The 16,371-nt window shown below is 68.0% G+C and carries 14 protein-coding genes; 3 read left to right on the top strand and 11 right to left on the bottom strand.

The window, feature by feature from the left end; all coding sequences use genetic code 11:
* Window positions 1-29: 29 nt before the first annotated feature.
* From ntrC to glnA, 9 genes are all read right to left on the bottom strand, one after another.
* A complete protein-coding gene (gene ntrC / locus ACEPA4_RS00545) occupies window positions 30-1,478 on the bottom strand; it encodes a nitrogen regulation protein NR(I) (RefSeq protein ID WP_374082923.1) in 1,449 nt (482 codons plus the stop codon).
* Window positions 1,471-2,532 carry a nitrogen regulation protein NR(II) gene (locus tag ACEPA4_RS00540; protein ID WP_262090528.1) on the bottom strand — a complete coding sequence of 354 codons (1,062 nt, stop codon included), beginning with the start codon at window positions 2,530-2,532 and terminating at the stop codon, window positions 1,471-1,473. The genes ntrC and ACEPA4_RS00540 overlap by 8 nt, the downstream gene beginning before the upstream one ends.
* A 171-nt stretch (window positions 2,533-2,703) precedes the next feature.
* On the bottom strand, window positions 2,704-4,749 hold the full coding sequence (locus tag ACEPA4_RS00535; protein ID WP_262090527.1) for a TonB-dependent receptor: 2,046 nt from the start codon (window positions 4,747-4,749) through the stop codon (window positions 2,704-2,706).
* 103 nt (window positions 4,750-4,852) lie between these two features.
* Entirely contained in the window at window positions 4,853-5,167 is a 315-nt protein-coding gene (locus tag ACEPA4_RS00530; RefSeq protein WP_262090526.1) for a hypothetical protein, read from the bottom strand.
* 107 nt (window positions 5,168-5,274) lie between these two features.
* Window positions 5,275-6,441, bottom strand: a complete 1,167-nt coding sequence (locus ACEPA4_RS00525) for a murein transglycosylase A (RefSeq protein WP_262090524.1) — start codon at window positions 6,439-6,441, stop codon at window positions 5,275-5,277.
* A gap of 67 nt (window positions 6,442-6,508) precedes the next feature.
* Complete coding sequence (locus tag ACEPA4_RS00520; RefSeq protein ID WP_235649685.1) at window positions 6,509-7,255, bottom strand: N-acetylmuramoyl-L-alanine amidase; 747 nt, start codon at window positions 7,253-7,255, stop codon at window positions 6,509-6,511.
* A gap of 217 nt (window positions 7,256-7,472) precedes the next feature.
* Complete coding sequence (gene amt / locus ACEPA4_RS00515; protein WP_235649684.1) at window positions 7,473-8,903, bottom strand: ammonium transporter; 1,431 nt, start codon at window positions 8,901-8,903, stop codon at window positions 7,473-7,475.
* A gap of 22 nt (window positions 8,904-8,925) precedes the next feature.
* On the bottom strand, window positions 8,926-9,264 hold the full coding sequence (locus tag ACEPA4_RS00510) for a P-II family nitrogen regulator (protein WP_004134334.1): 339 nt from the start codon (window positions 9,262-9,264) through the stop codon (window positions 8,926-8,928).
* Between the two features lie 341 nt (window positions 9,265-9,605).
* Window positions 9,606-11,015 (bottom strand): type I glutamate--ammonia ligase, encoded by a 1,410-nt coding sequence (gene glnA / locus ACEPA4_RS00505; RefSeq protein ID WP_005420964.1) that lies wholly within the window; start codon window positions 11,013-11,015, stop codon window positions 9,606-9,608.
* A gap of 223 nt (window positions 11,016-11,238) precedes the next feature.
* Here glnA and ACEPA4_RS00500 point away from each other — a divergent pair, with 223 nt between their 5' ends.
* The 3 genes from ACEPA4_RS00500 (at window position 11,239) to ACEPA4_RS00490 (ending at window position 13,537) form a co-directional block, all read left to right on the top strand.
* The gene (locus ACEPA4_RS00500) at window positions 11,239-12,033 is read left to right on the top strand and encodes an undecaprenyl-diphosphate phosphatase (protein ID WP_139726579.1); all 795 of its coding nucleotides are present in this window, start codon (window positions 11,239-11,241) and stop codon (window positions 12,031-12,033) included.
* A 74-nt stretch (window positions 12,034-12,107) separates the two neighbouring features.
* Window positions 12,108-12,935: an META and DUF4377 domain-containing protein gene (locus ACEPA4_RS00495; protein WP_065185550.1), complete on the top strand. Its 828-nt coding sequence runs from the start codon at window positions 12,108-12,110 to the stop codon at window positions 12,933-12,935.
* A 143-nt stretch (window positions 12,936-13,078) separates the two neighbouring features.
* Window positions 13,079-13,537, top strand: coding sequence for an META domain-containing protein (locus ACEPA4_RS00490; protein ID WP_065185549.1), 459 nt, complete (start codon window positions 13,079-13,081; stop codon window positions 13,535-13,537).
* 126 nt (window positions 13,538-13,663) lie between these two features.
* Here the strand turns inward: ACEPA4_RS00490 and ACEPA4_RS00485 are convergent, their stop codons facing one another.
* Together ACEPA4_RS00485 and ACEPA4_RS00480 are read right to left on the bottom strand one after the other, a co-directional pair.
* Complete coding sequence (locus ACEPA4_RS00485) at window positions 13,664-14,275, bottom strand: YbhB/YbcL family Raf kinase inhibitor-like protein (protein WP_065185548.1); 612 nt, start codon at window positions 14,273-14,275, stop codon at window positions 13,664-13,666.
* A 10-nt stretch (window positions 14,276-14,285) separates the two neighbouring features.
* Window positions 14,286-16,355: a lipopolysaccharide assembly protein LapB gene (locus tag ACEPA4_RS00480; protein ID WP_065185547.1), complete on the bottom strand. Its 2,070-nt coding sequence runs from the start codon at window positions 16,353-16,355 to the stop codon at window positions 14,286-14,288.
* Window positions 16,356-16,371: the final 16 nt, after the last annotated feature.

Genomic DNA, 16,371 nt, shown 5'->3' with positions numbered 1-16,371 from the left:
CCGGTGCGAGGATCGCGTGCAGGGACCGTTCAATGGCCCCCGCGACGGCGCCCGGCGCCCAGCTTGCGGGTAAGGGTATTGCGGCCGAGGCCGAGACGGGCAGCGGCTTCGGCGCGGCGGCCGTGGGTGATCTGCAGCGCGGCCTCCAGCAGGGCATGGTCGACCCGCTCGCGCACCTGCGGGTGCAGCCCTTCCACGCCTTCGGCCAGCTGACGGCGCGCCCATTCGGCCAGCAGCGCTTCCCACTGCCCCGGATCGGCTGCGCTGGTACTGCTGCGGCGCCCGCGCGCGCGGTTCAGCGCGGTATCGACATCGGCCACGCCGATGGTGTCGGCGGCGGCCAGCGCGGCCATCCGCCAGCACACGTTCTCCAGCTCGCGCACGTTGCCGGGCCAGTCGTGTTCGCGCAGCGCCTGCAGCGCCGCGGCGGTGAGGCGCTTCGGTGGCGTGTCCAGCCTGCGTGCGGCGGCGGCCAGGAAGGTGCTGGCCAGCTGTGCGATGTCCTCGCGGCGCTCGCGCAGTGGCGGCAGCTGCAGGCGCACCACGTCCAGGCGGTGCAGCAGATCTGCGCGGAACTTCCCCTGCGCGACCAGTCCCTCCAGATCCTGGTGGGTGGCGGCCACCACGCGCACGTCGACGCGGATCAGCTCGCGGCCACCGACGCGGAAGAACTCACCCTGCGCCAGCACACGCAGCAGGCGGGTCTGCAGCGGCAACGGCATGTCGCCGATCTCATCCAGGAACAGCGTGCCACCGTTGGCCTGCTCGAAGCGGCCGATGTGGCGGCGCTGCGCACCGGTGAAGGCACCGGCCTCGTGGCCGAACAACTCGCTTTCCAGCAGCTCGGACGGGATTGCAGCGGTATTGAGCGCGACGAACGGACCCAGCGCGCGCGGTGATTCGCGATGCAGCGCATTGGCCACCAGCTCCTTGCCGGTGCCGGTCTCGCCGGTGATCAGCACCGCCAGCGGTGCCTGCGCCAGGCGACCGATGGCGCGGAACAGCGCGCGCATCGGCGGCGTATCACCCACCAGTTGCGGCGGCTGGTCGCTGGGCGCTTCGGTGGCGGGGCTGGGAGCGGCCAGCGCGGGCGCCACCGCCGGCAGTACCCGCTGCGCCAATGCCACCGCATCGTCCAGATCGAACGGCTTGGACAGGAATTCATGCGCGCCACCGCGGAATGCGCCGGCCGTGCTGGCGACATCGGTATAGGCCGACATCACCACCACCGGCAGCTGCGGCAGCGCGGCCTTGAGCTTGTCCAGCAGCACCAGGCCATCGTCGCCGGGCATGCGCACATCGGTGAACAGCAGCGCCGGCGGCGCGCCTTTGCCCAGGGCCTGCAGGGCAGCCGCAGCGCTGTCGAAATCGACAACCTGGTAGCCCGCCTCGCGCAGCGCGGTGCACAGCACGAAGCGCACCGCACGATCGTCATCGACTACCCAGATGCGCTGCGCGGTGGTGGGGAACTCAGACATCGCGCGGGGCCTCCTCGGCCGGGGCGGCGCCGTTGCCGATCGGCAACAGCAGGGTGAACACGGTATGGCCCGGGCGCGAGCGGTAGGTCAGCGTGCCGCGATGCTCGCGCGCCACCTGCTGGGCCAGCGCCAGACCCAGCCCGGTGCCTTCGGCGCGGCCACTCACCAAGGGCAGGAACAGGTGTTCGGCCAGTTCCTCCGGTACGCCACGGCCGTCGTCGGCGATCTCCAGGCGCAACGCCAGCGTGTGCAGCTGCTCGGCGATGCGCACGCCATGCTCCACGCGGGTGCGCAGGGTGATGCTGCCGGCACCGGCCTGGATTGCGTTGCGCACCAGGTTCCACACCGCCTGGGTGAGGCGGTCGGCATCGCCATGGAATTCGGGAATGCTGGGGTCGTAGTCACGCTGCAGGCGTACAGCCCAGCCGGCCTCGTTCTCGGCCAGGCGCAGCACGCGTTCGAGCGCGGCATGGATGTTCAGTTCGGCGTGCGGTGCGGCCGGGGCCGGCGACAGCAGCTGGTCGAGCAGGCCGTTGAGGCGCTCGATCTCCGAGCCGATCAGCTCGATCAGCTCGCGTTCGCTGGCCTCGCGCTGTGCGGCCCGGCGGGCCAGCAGCTGGGCCGCTCCCTTCAACCCGGCCAGCGGGTTGCGCAGCTCGTGGGCCAGGCCCTTCAGCGCCGCGCTGAGCGCGCTGGGCAGGGCCTGGGTCGGGTCCAGCCCGGGGAATTCATCGACCGGATGCGCCTCCAGCAGCCAGCCGCCATCGTCGCGGCGACTCATCCAGCCCTCGGCGAAGCGCGGCGCTTCGCCGGGCACCGCCAGCGCCAGCCGGTTCAGGCGCAGGCTGTCGCGCTCATCGCGGGCAAGGAAATGGGCCAGTGCCTCGCCCTGCACTTCCAGTGCGGCCAATGGCTGGCCCAGCAGGCGGCGCCCGCTGACGCCCAGCCAGCGCCCGAAGGCCGGATTGCAGCCGATGATGCGGCCATCGGCCCCGGCCCAGGCCAGCGGCGTGCCCAGGGCATCGAGGGACGGCGGGGGAGAGGGGTCGGACATTGCACCAATGTAGTGCAAAACGCGGGGTTCGGGGTCAGAGCCCTTTCCAGGCGGAAAGGGATCTGACCGCATGCGCTGCGGGGTCCGGGGTCGGAGCCCTTTCCGCCTGGAAAGGGCTCTGACCCCTGCCGCAGGTCGAGCAAGCTCGACCACGACCACATGCGTGGCCGGTTACAGCTTCATGTTGAGGCCGACGAACACGCTGCGGCCCGGGGCCGGCGAGAACATCGGGCGTGCGCTGTCCCAGAAGAAGCTGTCGTACCAGGCGTAGGCGTACTCGCGGCCGGTCACGTTCTTCAGCTGCAGGTCCACGCTGAAACGCGGGGTGAGTTGGTAGGCCGCGCTGAGGTCGAGCACGGCGAAGCCTCCGAACTTGCCGGCCACGTTGCGCTCTTCCAGGTAGTAATCGCCCTGTGCACGCGCCTGCAGGCCCAGCCGCAGCGCATCCGTGGCGCGGTAGTCCACGCCCAGGTTGCTGATGTGGCGCGGGGTGGCGGCCACTTCGCGGCCCTGCAGTGAAATGCTGGCATCGCGGTCGTCGCGGGTGATCTTCGCTTCCTGGTAGGCGTGCGACGCCCACACCGTCCAGTCTTCGCCCAGCTGCAGGCTCAGCTGCGCATCCACGCCGCGCCGGCGGGTCTTGCCCAGGGTGACCGTGGTGCCGGTGGCTGGCATGTTGGACACCTCGTTTTCCGCATCCTGCTGCCACACCGCCAGGCGTGCCTGGCTTCCCGCGAACGGCTGGAACTTCAGGCCCAGCTCCATGCCGGTGTTGGTGGACGGCTGCAAGGGCGCCTGCCCCGGGGTGAGGTAGGCCGGTGCGGTGGAGCCGGTCAGCACCTGGAAGGTGCGGCCCCAGTTCGCGTAGACGTGGGTGGTCTGGCCCAGGGTGTGGATGATGCTCAGCTTGGGCTGGCCGATGCTGCCGTAATCCTGCAGGCGGCCGCTGAGGCCGTTCATCAGGTGGGTGCGGCCACTGAAACGGTCGACGCGGTAGGCCGGCACGATCTTCCAGGCCTCGACGGGCTGGTAGACGGCCTGCACGTAGGCGCCCCAGTTGTCGAAGCTGTGGCGATCATTGTTCTGCACCCGCGCGGGGGGCTGGCTGAAATCGGTGGGTTCAGCGTAGGCGTAGCGCTCGCGGAGGTAGCCGTTGTCCTGCTGCTCGTAGTTCAGGCCACCCTCGACGGTGAGCGTGGGGCTGGCCTGCCAGGTGAGCGTGCTGAGCAGGCCATGCTGCCGCTCGTCCCATACGCGGCGCTGGCGCGGCAGGTTGCCGGTGGGGAGATCGCTGAAGGTCACGCGACGGTCGTCTTCGTAGCGGTTGTAGTACAGGCGGGTGCCGAAGGTGATTGCGTCGGACAGTTTCATGTCCAGGTGCACGGCAAGCTGGCGCATGTCGCGGTCATCGCCATCGTTGCCGTTGCGCAGGTCGCTGCCACGGCGGTGCGTGCGCAGCTCGTCGGCGGTCATGAAGCCGGGTTCGTCGGCTTCGTGGTGGTACGCACGGGCGGTCAGACCCACGCGCAGGCCGTCGTCCAGCGAGCCGTAGAACCACTTGCCGCCCAGCGAATATTTCTTCGAGGTGTCGTGGTCGCGGTAGCCGTCGCTGGCCTGGGTGCCGACGAAATAGTTCTGCGCGAAGCCATTGGCTTCACGGCCGACTGCCAGCTGCGCATCGCGGGTGTTATAGCTGCCGTAGGCCAGGCGCGCATCGGTGTAGCTGCCACCCTGGCGCGTACCGAAGTTCACGTTGCCGCCGATGCTGTGCAGGCCATAGCGCGGATCGTTGGTACCGCGCACTACTTCGATGTAGCTGATGTCCAGCGGGAACAGCATGTCGATGAAGCGCTGGTTGCCGCTGTTGACGTTGCTGGGGATGCCGTCGATCAGCGTCTTGATGGCGTTGAGGTAGCCCTCGCCGTTGAAGGCGCGGAAGCTGACCTTGCCCGATTCGGCGCCCTGCCGGGTTTCGGTGAGCTGGATGCCGGGCATCTGCCCGAGCAATTCCCAGCTGTGCGAGACGTTGCGGTTTTCGATCTGGTCTGCACCCAGCACGTCCACCGAGGTCAGCACCTGGTGCGCACTGAGCTGGCCTTCGCCGTGCTGGTGTACCTGCACCTTTCCGAGAGTGAGCGCGGCGTCGGCCGACTGTGCGAAGGCTTCAGGGGCGAACGGTGCGGCCGCGAGGGCGGCCACCAGGGTGGGAGTCTTCATGGAAAGGGGCGGTTGCGATGAAATGTAATCATATAACATTTCACGTGCCCACTTTTGCAGCGTCGAGCAAGGCTCGGCACTACAAGGGCGGGTGCCGGGGGGATTACACCGGGTAACCGGTGGCTTCCCGTGCCTTCTTCCAGGCGGCTTCGAATTCACGCGCGGAGATTTCGTCGTCCTCCTCGAAATCCAGGAACGACACTGGCTGGTCGGCCAGCAGGAAGCGGTCGTCGCTGTGGGCATGCTCGTCGGCCCAGACCATCTTGGTGCCGTAGATTTCCACCTGCCGCACGATCTTCTCGCCACGGGCTTCCATCAGCACGTTGCCCTTGCCCAGGCCCGATTCGGCCCAGTGCTTGTAGTACTTCTTTGCGGCGGATTTCGCGCCGGATTTTGCGGTGTGCTTTGCGTAGGTCATTGCAGGAGCCCTGGCCGCAGGCGCGGCCGGAAAGTACGAAATGGCGCCATTATCAGGCATCCGGGGTCAGAGCCCTTTCCTTTGGAAGGGATCCGACCCCTGCTGGTTCAGTTCGGCAGGGGCACGCCCTTTGGCCACAGCATCCAGATGTTGCCCTTCTGCTTCATGTCGCCAGCCAGCTTGCCGGCGGCATCGCCGCTGCCCCAGTACAGGTCGGCGCGCACTTCACCGGCGATGGCGCCGCCGGTGTCCTGCGCGACCACCGGGCGCACCACCGGGCTACCGTCCGGGCGCGTGGTGGATAGCCACAGCAGGCTGCCCAGTGGCACCACGGTGCGATCCACCGCCACGCTGTAGCCGGCGGTGAGCGGCACATTCAGTGAACCGCGCGGGCCTTCCGGGCTGTCCGGGGTGCGCACGAAGAACACGTAGCTGGGATTGCTGCGCAGCAGTTCCGGCACGCGCGCGGGGTTGGCCCGTGCCCAGGTGCGGATGGCGTCCATGGTGACGTCTTCCTTCTTCAGCTGGCCCTGGTCCACCAGCCAACGGCCGATCGCACGGTAGGGGTGGCCGTTCTGTTCCGCGTAGGCCAGCCGCACCTGCTTGCCATCGGCCAGGCACACGCGGCCGGACCCCTGGATCTGCAGCAGCTGCAGGTCCATCGGGTCGGTCAGCCAGGCCAGCACCGGCGCCTTGGCGCCCTTGGCCGCGATGGTGCCGGCGTCGTCATAGGGCTTGAGTACTTTGCCTTCGACGCGCCCGCGCAGGCGCTTGCCCTTCAGTTCCGGGTAGAGGCTCTCCAGCTGCACCACCACCAGATCATCCGGCGTGCCGTACACCGGCACCGTGGCCTTATCGGTACGGGTAAGACTGCCGGGGTAGATCGGCTCGTAGTAGCCGGTAATCAGCCCGTCGGCCTGATGGCCACCGGCACGTAGCGCGTAGGCATCGAGATCGCGCTGCAGGAACTGGCGGATCGCGGCCGGGTCCTTGTCGGATACCGCGGCGGCGGTGGCGCAGGGTTTGGCCCAGACAGCGTCGTTCTTCAGGCGGGCGCAGCTGCTGCGCCAAGCCACGAAGCCGGCCTGCAGATCAGCATCGGAGACCACTGGCAGGGCTTTCCAGTCGACCTTGGCGTAGGTGGCCGCCGGCGGCGAGGTCGGCGTGGGCGCTTCGGAGCCTGCGCGCGGAGCGGTGGTGGAGCAGCCTGCGAGCACCACCGCTGCCAACAGGGTCCAGTGCGTGCGCTTGAAGAAGGTAGCGGAATCGATCATGCCGCCATGGTGGAGTGCCGGCCGCTGGGCGGCAACCCAGCGCGAGGTCAAGCGTTCATGCGCGGGGTCACGGCATCTGCAGCAGCAACGAATGCAGAATACGGGCGTCCTCGGCATCCAGCGTCTTCGGCAGGTCGTCGCGGCCACGGAACCGGCGGTGGAAGGCGGCGACGGTGGCGTCGCGGTTGTCGAGCGGATAACCGAAGCGGGCCAGCGCATTCCACCCATCGAAGCCTTCCGGTGCGGCACCATCGGCCGCGCGCGGCCACACGCCGAACCCGGCCTCGGCCAGCTGCTGCCATGGGAAGAAGCGGCTCGGATCCTGCTTGCGCGTCGGCGCCAGGTCGGCATGGCCGATCACCTGGCGCGGCGGGATGTTCAGGCGCGTGGTGAGGTCGCGCAGCAGCACGATCAGCGATTCGATCTGTGCCGCACTGAACGGGCTGCGGCCATCGTTGTCGAGTTCGATGCCGATCGAGGCCGAATTGAGATCGGTGATGGTGCCCCAGCGCCCGGCCCCGGCGTGCCAGGCACGGCGCTCATCGGCGACCAGCTGGTAACGATGGCCATCGGCGCCGATCAGGTAGTGCGCACTGACCGGTCCACCGCTGTTGGCGGTGCGCAACGTATGCAGGCTCTGCTGCACCGACTTCTGCTCGGTGTGGTGGATGACGATGATGACCGGCGTGCGCGCGTTCTGGTTGGGTGACGGCACCCAGGTGGCGAGCGGGTTGCGGGTTTCCTGCGGCGTGGAGGCGCAGGCGGCCACCAGCAGGCAGGCCGAGAGCATCAGGGACGTGCGGATCGGGTGCATGGCCCGATTGTGCGCGATCAGGCCCGATGATGCATGCCGCCGTGCCAACCAAGCTTGGCACCCACCAGAGAGGATGCGGTAGATCCACGCCATGCGTGGATGCGCCACTCCGGCCGTGCCGACCAACGGTCGGCACCCACCAGAGCAGGAGCAGTGCCAGGCAAGCCTGGCACCGACCAAACGCAAAAGGCGGCCCCGCCGGGCCGCCCGTCATGCCTCAGGCCTCGTAGGCAGACTCGCCGTGCGAAGTCACATCCAGGCCGGTGCGTTCAGCCTCTTCGGTCACGCGCAGACCGACCACGACCTTGACCACCAGCAGGATGACCGCGGTCACCACCGCCGACCACAGTACGGTCAGGCCGACGCTGACCACCTGCACCCACACCTGATGGGCGATATCCAGATCGGCCTTGGTACCGCCCAGCGACTGTGCACTGAACACGCCGGTGAGAATCGCGCCGACGATGCCGCCGACACCATGCACACCGAACACGTCGGCCGTGTCGTCCACTTTGAGCAGGCGCTTGAGGCCGGTCACGCCCCACACGCAGACCACGCCGGCGACGAAGCCGATCACGATCGCGCCAAGCGGGCCGACCGTGCCGCAGGCCGGGGTGATGCCGACCAGGCCGGCCACCGCACCCGAGGCCGCGCCCAGTGCCGACGGCTTGCCCTTGCCGATCGCTTCCACCAGCGTCCAGCCGAGCACCGCGGCAGCGGTGGCCAGCACGGTGTTGAGGAAGGCCAGCGAGGCCACCGTATCGGCGGCGGCGGCGGAACCAGCATTGAAGCCGAACCAGCCCACCCACAGCAGCATGGCGCCGATGTAGGTAAACGGTACGTTGTGCGGCTTCAGCGCGGTCTGGCCGTAGCCCAGGCGCTTGCCGACGAACCACGCGCCGACCAGGCCGGCCACGCCCGCGTTGATATGGACCACGGTGCCACCGGCGAAGTCGATCGCGCCCAGTTCACCCAGGTAACCGCCACCCCAGACGATGTGTGCCATCGGGATGTAGCTGAGGGTGAACCACAGTGCCGAGAACAGCAGTACCGCACGGAACTTGATGCGCTCGGCAAAGGCTCCGACGATCAGCGCGGTGGTGATGCCGGCGAAGGTCGACTGGAAGGCGACGAACAGGTAGTCCGGCAGGCCCTTGATCGGCGTGTTGCCCACCGAGTCGGGCGTGAAGCCCTTGAGGAAGGCGAATTCGGTGAACGAACCGAAGAATGGATTGCCCGCACTGAACACCGCGCTGTAGCCGTAGGCCACCCACAGCAGCAGCACCAGCGAGAACACCACCAGGATCTGGCTGAGCACCGACAGCACATTCTTCGAACGCACCAGTCCGCCGTAGAACAGGGCCAGACCGGGCACCACCATCAGCAGCACCAGCAACGTGGAGGTAAGCATCCAGGCGACGTCGCCACGATCATAGGCGGCGGCCGCTTCGGCCACGGCCGGCGCAGCGGCGGTGGCGGCCGGATCGTGCAGCGGCTCCACCGCCACGGTTTCGCTCGGCAGCGGCGACACCTGTGCCTGGGCATGGGCGCTGCCCGGCCACGCACCGGCGGCCAGCGCGCTGAGCAGCATCAACAGGCACACCAGGTGGAACCGGGCTTGCCACCCGGTGAGAAGGCGCATCTTCATTGGGGGAGTCTCCGGAAGGGGGTTACAGCGCGTCGGCACCGATTTCGCCGGTGCGGATGCGGATGACCTGTTCGACGGCGGTGACGAAGATCTTGCCGTCACCGATCTTGCCGGTGCCTGCCGACGACTGGATCGCTTCGATCACCGCGTCGGCACGCTCGTCGGTGACCACCGTTTCGATCTTGATCTTGGGCAGGAAATCGACGACGTACTCGGCGCCGCGATACAGCTCGGTGTGGCCCTTCTGGCGACCGAAACCTTTCACTTCGGTCACAGTGATGCCCGACACGCCTGCATCGGACAGGGCCTCGCGGACCTCGTCGAGCTTGAACGGTCGGATGATGGCGGAGATCAGTTTCATGCGCATGTCCCGAGGGTGGATGGGGCCAGCGCGCCAGCGCGCGTTGGCATCAGGCAACCACGGGTCATCAGGTGATGACCGTGGCTGTTGCACCGGACACGTACAGGGCCGGGACGGCCGTGCCTCTCTCCTTGCACGACCGACGCGGGAGGGAGGGCGGCCCTGGTCGCGTATCCGGTCTCTCTTGCCCCTGTTTCAGCGGACCGGCAGTCCGCTGTACTGCAGCGGGCCAGCGACCCGCTCTACAACGGCGGGCCTGCGCCCGCCTTGCGGCTCCCCAGCCGCGAGAACGGAAGCGATGGCGGCGGGTGGGAGGGGGGACCCACCGCCATCGCGCCCGGTCAGCTGGCGTAGTACAGCTGGTATTCCAGCGGGTGGGTGGCCGCGCGGAACTTGGTCACTTCCTGCATCTTCAGCGCGATGTAGCCGTCGATGAAGTCATCGCTCATCACGCCGCCGGCCTTGAGGAACTCGCGGTCCTTGTCCAGCGCTTCCAGCGCCTGGTCCAGCGAGGAGCAGACCTGCGGGATCAGCTTCTCTTCCTCCGGCGGCAGGTCGTACAGGTCCTTGTCGCTCGGTGCACCCGGGTCGATCTGGTTCTTGATGCCGTCCAGACCGGCCATCATCAGCGCGGTGAAGGTCAGGTAGCCGGACTGGATCGGATCCGGGAAGCGCATTTCGATGCGGCGCGCCTTCGGGTTGGAGACCCACGGAATGCGGCACGACGCCGAACGGTTGCGGGCCGAATAAGCCAGCATCACCGGGGCCTCGAAGCCCGGCACCAGGCGCTTGTAGCTGTTGGTGCCCGAATTGGCGAAGGCATTGATGGCCTTGGCGTGCTTGAAGATGCCGCCGATGTACCACAGCGCCAGCTGGCTCAGGCCACCGTAGCCGTCACCGGAGAACAGGTTGGTGCCGCCCTTGGACAGCGACTGGTGCACATGCATGCCGCTGCCGTTGTCGCCGACGATCGGCTTGGGCATGAAGGTGACGGTCTTGCCGTTGCGGTGCGCGACGTTCTTGATGACGTACTTCATGCGCAGCAGCTCGTCGGCCTTCTGCACCAGGGTGCTGAACTTGGTGCCGATCTCGCACTGGCCCGCAGTGGCCACTTCGTGGTGCTGCACTTCCACTTCGATGCCGACCTGTTCCAGGGTCTTGCACATTTCCGCGCGCAGGTCGTGCAGGGTGTCGGTCGGCGGGACGGGGAAGTAGCCGCCCTTCACGCCCGGACGGTAGCCGCTGTTGGCGCCGTCATACTTGGCGCCGCTGTTCCACGCCGCTTCTTCCGAGTCGACCTTGAAGAAGGTGTTGCCCATTTCGTTGGCGAAACGGACCGAGTCGAAGATGAAGAACTCCGGCTCCGGGCCGAAAAACGCGGTTTCGGCGATGCCGGAGGACTTCAGGTAGGCCTCGGCACGCTTGGCGATGCCGCGCGGGCAGCGGCCATAGGCCTGCATGGTGGCCGGATCGAGGATGTCGCAGCTGATCACGATGGTCGGATCGGCGTAGAACGGATCGACGTACGCGCTGGACGGGTCCGGCAGCAGCACCATGTCCGATTCGTTGATGCCCTTCCAGCCGGCGATCGAGCTGCCGTCGAACATCTTGCCTTCTTCGAACAGCGACGGTTCGACGATGCTGACCGGGAAGGTGACGTGCTGCTCGACGCCACGCATGTCCACGAAACGCAGATCGACGAACTCGATCTGGTTGTCCTTGATCAGCTTCTCAACGTTTTCCACGGACATCGGTACGACCTCGGATGGGGATGAATGCCTGCTGAGGTACAGCAATGACCGTGCCAACTTTTTGATTCCCGCAAGTTGTTGATTTCAATATGGCTGCTCCGCGCCGGTGCAGAACGGTGCGCACCAAACCGGTGCACCCGCCATCAGACGCACCCGTTTGGTGCAGCAGGGATCGTCTATCCTCTCGACCTCCTTCCTTCCGCCGCCCGTGCCCGCACCGTCCATGTCCGACCTGCTCTCCGCCCTGCTGCTGGGCATCCTCGAAGGCTTGACCGAATTCCTGCCGATCTCCAGCACCGGCCACCTGCTCATCGCCCAGCACTGGCTGGGTGCCCGCTCGGACTTCTTCAACATCGTCATCCAGGCCGGCGCGATCGTGGCCGTGGTGCTGGTGTTCCGCCAGCGCCTGCTGCAGCTGGCCACCGGCTTGAACCAACGCGAGAACCGTGAGTACGTGTTCAAGCTGGGCGCTGCGTTCCTGGTCACCGCCGTGGTCGGCCTGGTGGTGCGCAAGGCCGGCTGGTCGCTGCCGGAGACGGTCAGCCCGGTAGCCTGGGCACTGATCATCGGTGGCGTCTGGATGCTGCTGGTGGAGGCCTACACCGCGCGCCTGCCCGACCGCGACCAGGTGACCTGGATCGTGGCGATCGGCGTCGGCCTGGCGCAGGTGGTGGCGGGCGTGTTCCCCGGTACCTCGCGCTCGGCCTCGGCGATCTTCCTGGCCATGCTGCTGGGCCTGAGCCGCCGCGCCGCTGCCGCCGAGTTCGTGTTCCTGGTTGGCATTCCCACCATGTTCGCCGCCAGCGCCTACACCTTCCTGGAACTGGCCAGGGACGGGCAGCTGGGCAGCGAGAACTGGACCGAGGTGGGCGTGGCCTTCCTTGCCGCGGCCATCACCGGCTTCGTCGTAGTGAAGTGGCTGATGGGCTACATCAAGTCGCACCGGTTCACCGCCTTTGCGATCTACCGCATCGCGCTGGGCGCTGCGTTGCTGCTGTGGTTGCCCTCCGGCAGCTGAACAGCGCCGGCCGCACGGTAACCCCATTGCCGGCCCCACCCCGTTTTCCCCACGGTTCCCCAAGGAGAATCACCATGAACCGCAAGCTCACCCTGCTCCTCCCGCTGGCCCTGATGGCCGCCTGCAGCCAGACCCCGGCCCCGGCCGGCAATGGCGGCGACGACGTGGCCCCGGCCGCGACCAAGGCAGCGGACCAGCAGACGCTGGCGCACCTGGATGCGCAGCGCCTGCAGAGCCAGCACTGGCTGCTGCAGCAGGCCACCGGCGCCGACGGCAAGCGCATCGACGCGCTGTTCGCCCGCGAAGACAAGCCGGTCACCCTGGACTTCGCTGATGGCCGCCTGTCGGTCAGCAACACCTGCAACCGCATGGGCGGCGGCTACACCCTGGCCGACGGCAAGCTGACGGTCAGTGCGATGGCCTCGACCATGATGGCCTGCACCGACAAGGCGCTGATGGCGCTGGACGAAGCCGTGTCGAGCCGCCTGCAGGGCGAACTGAAGGCCGAGCAGGATGCCGATGGCAAGCTGACCCTGACCAACGCCAAGGGCGACGTGCTGGTGTTCAACCCGGAACCGACCGCTGAAACCCGCTACGGCGGCGCCGGCGAAACCGTGTTCCTGGAAGTGGCCGCGAAGACCGAGAAGTGCTCGCACCCGCTGATCCCGGACTACCAGTGCCTGCAGGTGCGCGAAGTGAAGTTCGACGACAAGGGCCTGAAGCAGGGTGAGCCGGGCAAGTTCGAGAACTTCTACGGCAACATCGAGGGCTACACCCACGAAGACGGCGTGCGCAACGTGGTGCGCGTGAAGCGCTACGAAGTGAAGAACCCGCCGGCCGATGCGCCGTCGCAGGCGTATGTACTGGACATGGTGGTCGAGTCGGCCATCGAGAAGAAGTAAAACCACAGGAGGGCGGCCGCGAGGTCGCCCTTCTTCGTGGTGGGTAGAGCCGGCCGCTGGCCGGCTGCCTTGCGGAGCACCGCCAACACACGGATGTTGCCGGCCAACGGCCGGCACTACCCGCATGCATCAGGGAGATCGGCATGAAGCACGTCCCCGCCCTCATCATTGCCGCGCTGCTGGCCATGTCTACGGATGTGGCCGCTGCCAGCACGCCCACCACCGGGCAGCTCGAGGCACATCCGTGGCAACTCGCGCGCGCCACCGACGCGCAGGGCCGGCGCATTGATGCGTTGTTCGTGCGCGGTCGACCGCCCTACACGCTGCGCTTCCAACCCGGCTACATGAGCGAGTTGAACCTGTGCAACCAGTCAAGCAGCACCTATCACCTGCAAGGTGACCGGCTGGTTCTTGAGGGCGGCATCATCACCACAGCCGCTTGCATGCGGGCCGAGGTGGCCGAACAGGAACGTGTCGCCGGCACGCTGGTGAATGCACGCGCAGAGATGACGCTTGCGCTGGATGAGCGTGGCCGCCTGCTGCTGCGCAATGCGCACGGCGATGTGCTGGTGTTCGCGCCGGTAGCCGGTACGGACGAATGAAAAGGGCGGCCGCAGGGTCGCCCGTCTTCGTCAGCGGTAGAGCCGGCCGCTGGCCGGCTGCCACGGGCGAATGCAGCAGCACACGGGCGTTGCCGGCCAGCGGCCGGCACGACCCGTTATGCCGCCTCAGCCCAGCGCCGGATTCAACGTGTAGGTGCCGTGCAGTGCCGCTTCGGCCAGCACGTGGCCGTGCATGGTCCGGTAGGCGTCGGCGGCGGTAAAGCGTTCCGGCAGCTGCAGCGATGCCACGTCCAGCGCGAACACGCGGAAGAAGTAGCGGTGCACGCGCTCGTCGTTGAACGGCGGATAGGGGCCGTCGTAGCCCAGGTAGTCACCGGCCATGTCCGGGTTGCCGGCGAACCAGCCGGTGAAGTCGTTCAGGCCCTGGCGGCTGCCGGCCGGCCCGGCCGGCGTGGTCTTGCCCTTCACCACGAAGCCGTCGCTGCAGCTGCCTGCGGCAATCTCGCGCACCGAAGCCGGAATATCGGCCATCACCCAGTGCACGAAATCACAGCGGGGCTGGTCGCGCGGCACGCTCATGTCGGTGCGGCCGACCGTCTCCGGCACGGTCGGCACGTCCGGATCGACGCATACCAGCAGGAACGAACGGGTGCCCTCCGGCACATCGCTCCAGGCCAGGTGCGGATTGCGGTCCGGTGCGAAGCCCGCGGCATCGCCTGCGGCGAATTCGCGGTCGATCGGTGCACCGTTGGTCAGGCTGTGGCTGCTCAGTTGCATCGGCGTGTCCTCACTCTTCCGGGTAACCCAGGCGCACCGCGATCGGGGTGAGCTTGGCGAAGGCGGCGCTCATCACGTCGCGGTAGTTGCGCCAGTGGCCCGGCGGGAAGCGCGGCGCGCCCAGCTGCGCGGCCGGCGGCATCGGCCGCTCGAACAGTCGGCCCAGCAGTTCGGCCATCGCCTGCGGATCGTTGCCGATCTGGTCGATGCGCAGCAGCACCTGCGGGTACAGATCGTCCTCGTGCAAAGCGGCGACCTGGGCCAGCGCGCGCGCCAGCCATTCGCTGGCTTCGGCCAGCGAGGTCATCGCCAGCGGCGCGGCGGCACCATAGGCCACCCAGTCCAGCAGCATGTCGCGCGGGTCGCGCAGCACCACCAGCAGGCGGCCCTGCGGCAACTGCGGGCGCAGCGCCCACAGCAGCGCGTTGTCCCACCACAGCAGCCAGTCGATGATCGCGTCGTCCTGCACGCCGCGCGACGGCAGCTGTTCGCGCCAGCGCTGCACCAGCCGCTCCGGCGTCAGCACGCCCGAAGCGAGGTCCTGCAGCGTGTGGTAGTTCTGGAAGGCGTCGTCGGGTGCGTTGGAGGTATAGCGGTCGCTGCGCAGCACCGGGCTGGCCGCGGCCAGGCCGGTCGCCACGCGCTCCACGCCCGACCCTGGCGCGCCCCACAGGAAGATCGGCGCGGAGGTGGCATCGCCGTCGATCTCGCCCTTGTCCGGCCAGCTCGGCGGTGCCTTGGCCTGCGGCGGCAGCGGCAGGCGCTGCGGGGCCTGGTCGGCCTGCAGGGCCAGCCAGGTCTGCAGCGCATCTTCGTGCTGCCCGGCGCGATCCTGGATCTCACCCAGCCAGGTGCGCAGGTCGGCGCGGTGGCCTTCCGGTGCCATGCCGATCAGCGCCTGCACGCGGGCGACCGCAGCGGCCGGATCGCGCTGCAGCAGGCCTTCGACCAGGCGGGTTTCGCCGCTGACGCGGCCCGGTTCGAGGCTGACGATGCGCTCGGCGATCGCTTCGGCCTGGGCGTGTTCGCCCACCATGTCGTGCAGCCGCAGGCGCGCTTCCAGCGCCGGCAGGTGGCCCGGCATCGCGTCCATCCAGCGCTCGACCGTGGCGGCGGCGGTGGCACTGCCGACCTCCTCCACCGCCAGGCGTGCCAGCCACAGGTCGTGCAGCTGCGGGTGCTGCTCCAGGGCTGCATCCAGGCGGGCGCGGGCCTCGTCTTCGCGGCCCAGGCGCTGCCAGGACATCAGCAGCAGCTGCAGCACGTCGCGGTCATCAGGCAGCGATTCCAGCAACGGCAGCAGGTGCTCCAGCGCCTGCAGCGGCTGGCCGCTGCGCAGTGCCAGTTCGCCGGCCAGGCGGCGCATCGAAGGCGTATCCAGGCCTTCCTGCTGCAGCGCGATCTGCATCGCCTCTGCCGCAGCTTCCAGGTTGCCCTGGCGCATGGCCAGCTGCACCACCAGGCCATGCAATGAGGCGATGGTCGGGTTCAGTTCCAGCACGCGCCGGAACGCCTGCTCGGCGAAGGCCAGCATGTTCTTGCCCAGGTAGGCGAAGCCCAGTGCGTAAAGCACGCGGATGTCGTTGGGCAGGGCCTGGTTGGCGGCCGACAGCAGCGTCAGCGCGCGATCGGCATCATCGCGGCGCAGCGCGATCATGCCATCGATGGTCAGCAGCTCCGGGTGGTCCGGTTCGACACGCGAGGCCAGCGTGGACAGGCGCTGCGCTTCATCGAAATCGTTGCGACCGATCGCCAGGTGGGCCTGCATCAGGTACGCGGCGAATGCGTTCGGGTCCAGCCCGGTGGTGCGCGTCAGTGCTTCGCCTGCGCCGTCGAACTGGCGCAGGGCCAGCAGCAGGCCGGCGTGCTGCAGGTGCAGCTGGGCGTTGTCCGGGGCCAGCTGCAGCGCCTGCTGCAGGGCCTCCATCGCGTCCTCGGCCTTGCCCTGCTGCTGCAGCGCAAGCGCCAGCCAGCGGTGGGCCTCGGCCTGGCCGGGTTCATCACGGGTCCACGCCTGGGCCAGCTGCACGGCCCGGTCGGCCTCGTTCTGGCGCAACGCTTGGATGATCTGGTCTTGCATGGCGGTCCGGTTCAAG

The organism is Stenotrophomonas sp. P2112 (assembly GCF_041897515.1).
GTDB classification, from domain to species: domain Bacteria; phylum Pseudomonadota; class Gammaproteobacteria; order Xanthomonadales; family Xanthomonadaceae; genus Stenotrophomonas; species Stenotrophomonas sepilia.
Note: the sequence above shows the minus strand (reverse complement) of the source record. Positions and strands in the feature narration are given on the sequence as shown.

Coding starts and splice junctions, on each gene's coding strand:
- ntrC (WP_374082923.1), bottom strand. CDS start 1,478: ATGTCTGAGTTCCCCACCACCGCGCAGCGCATCTGGGTAGTCGATGAC.
- ACEPA4_RS00540 (WP_262090528.1), bottom strand. CDS start 2,532: ATGTCCGACCCCTCTCCCCCGCCGTCCCTCGATGCCCTGGGCACGCCG.
- ACEPA4_RS00535 (WP_262090527.1), bottom strand. CDS start 4,749: ATGAAGACTCCCACCCTGGTGGCCGCCCTCGCGGCCGCACCGTTCGCC.
- ACEPA4_RS00530 (WP_262090526.1), bottom strand. CDS start 5,167: ATGACCTACGCAAAGCACACCGCAAAATCCGGCGCGAAATCCGCCGCA.
- ACEPA4_RS00525 (WP_262090524.1), bottom strand. CDS start 6,441: ATGATCGATTCCGCTACCTTCTTCAAGCGCACGCACTGGACCCTGTTG.
- ACEPA4_RS00520 (WP_235649685.1), bottom strand. CDS start 7,255: ATGCACCCGATCCGCACGTCCCTGATGCTCTCGGCCTGCCTGCTGGTG.
- amt (WP_235649684.1), bottom strand. CDS start 8,903: ATGAAGATGCGCCTTCTCACCGGGTGGCAAGCCCGGTTCCACCTGGTG.
- ACEPA4_RS00510 (WP_004134334.1), bottom strand. CDS start 9,264: ATGAAACTGATCTCCGCCATCATCCGACCGTTCAAGCTCGACGAGGTC.
- glnA (WP_005420964.1), bottom strand. CDS start 11,015: ATGTCCGTGGAAAACGTTGAGAAGCTGATCAAGGACAACCAGATCGAG.
- ACEPA4_RS00500 (WP_139726579.1), top strand. CDS start 11,239: ATGTCCGACCTGCTCTCCGCCCTGCTGCTGGGCATCCTCGAAGGCTTG.
- ACEPA4_RS00495 (WP_065185550.1), top strand. CDS start 12,108: ATGAACCGCAAGCTCACCCTGCTCCTCCCGCTGGCCCTGATGGCCGCC.
- ACEPA4_RS00490 (WP_065185549.1), top strand. CDS start 13,079: ATGAAGCACGTCCCCGCCCTCATCATTGCCGCGCTGCTGGCCATGTCT.
- ACEPA4_RS00485 (WP_065185548.1), bottom strand. CDS start 14,275: ATGCAACTGAGCAGCCACAGCCTGACCAACGGTGCACCGATCGACCGC.
- ACEPA4_RS00480 (WP_065185547.1), bottom strand. CDS start 16,355: ATGCAAGACCAGATCATCCAAGCGTTGCGCCAGAACGAGGCCGACCGG.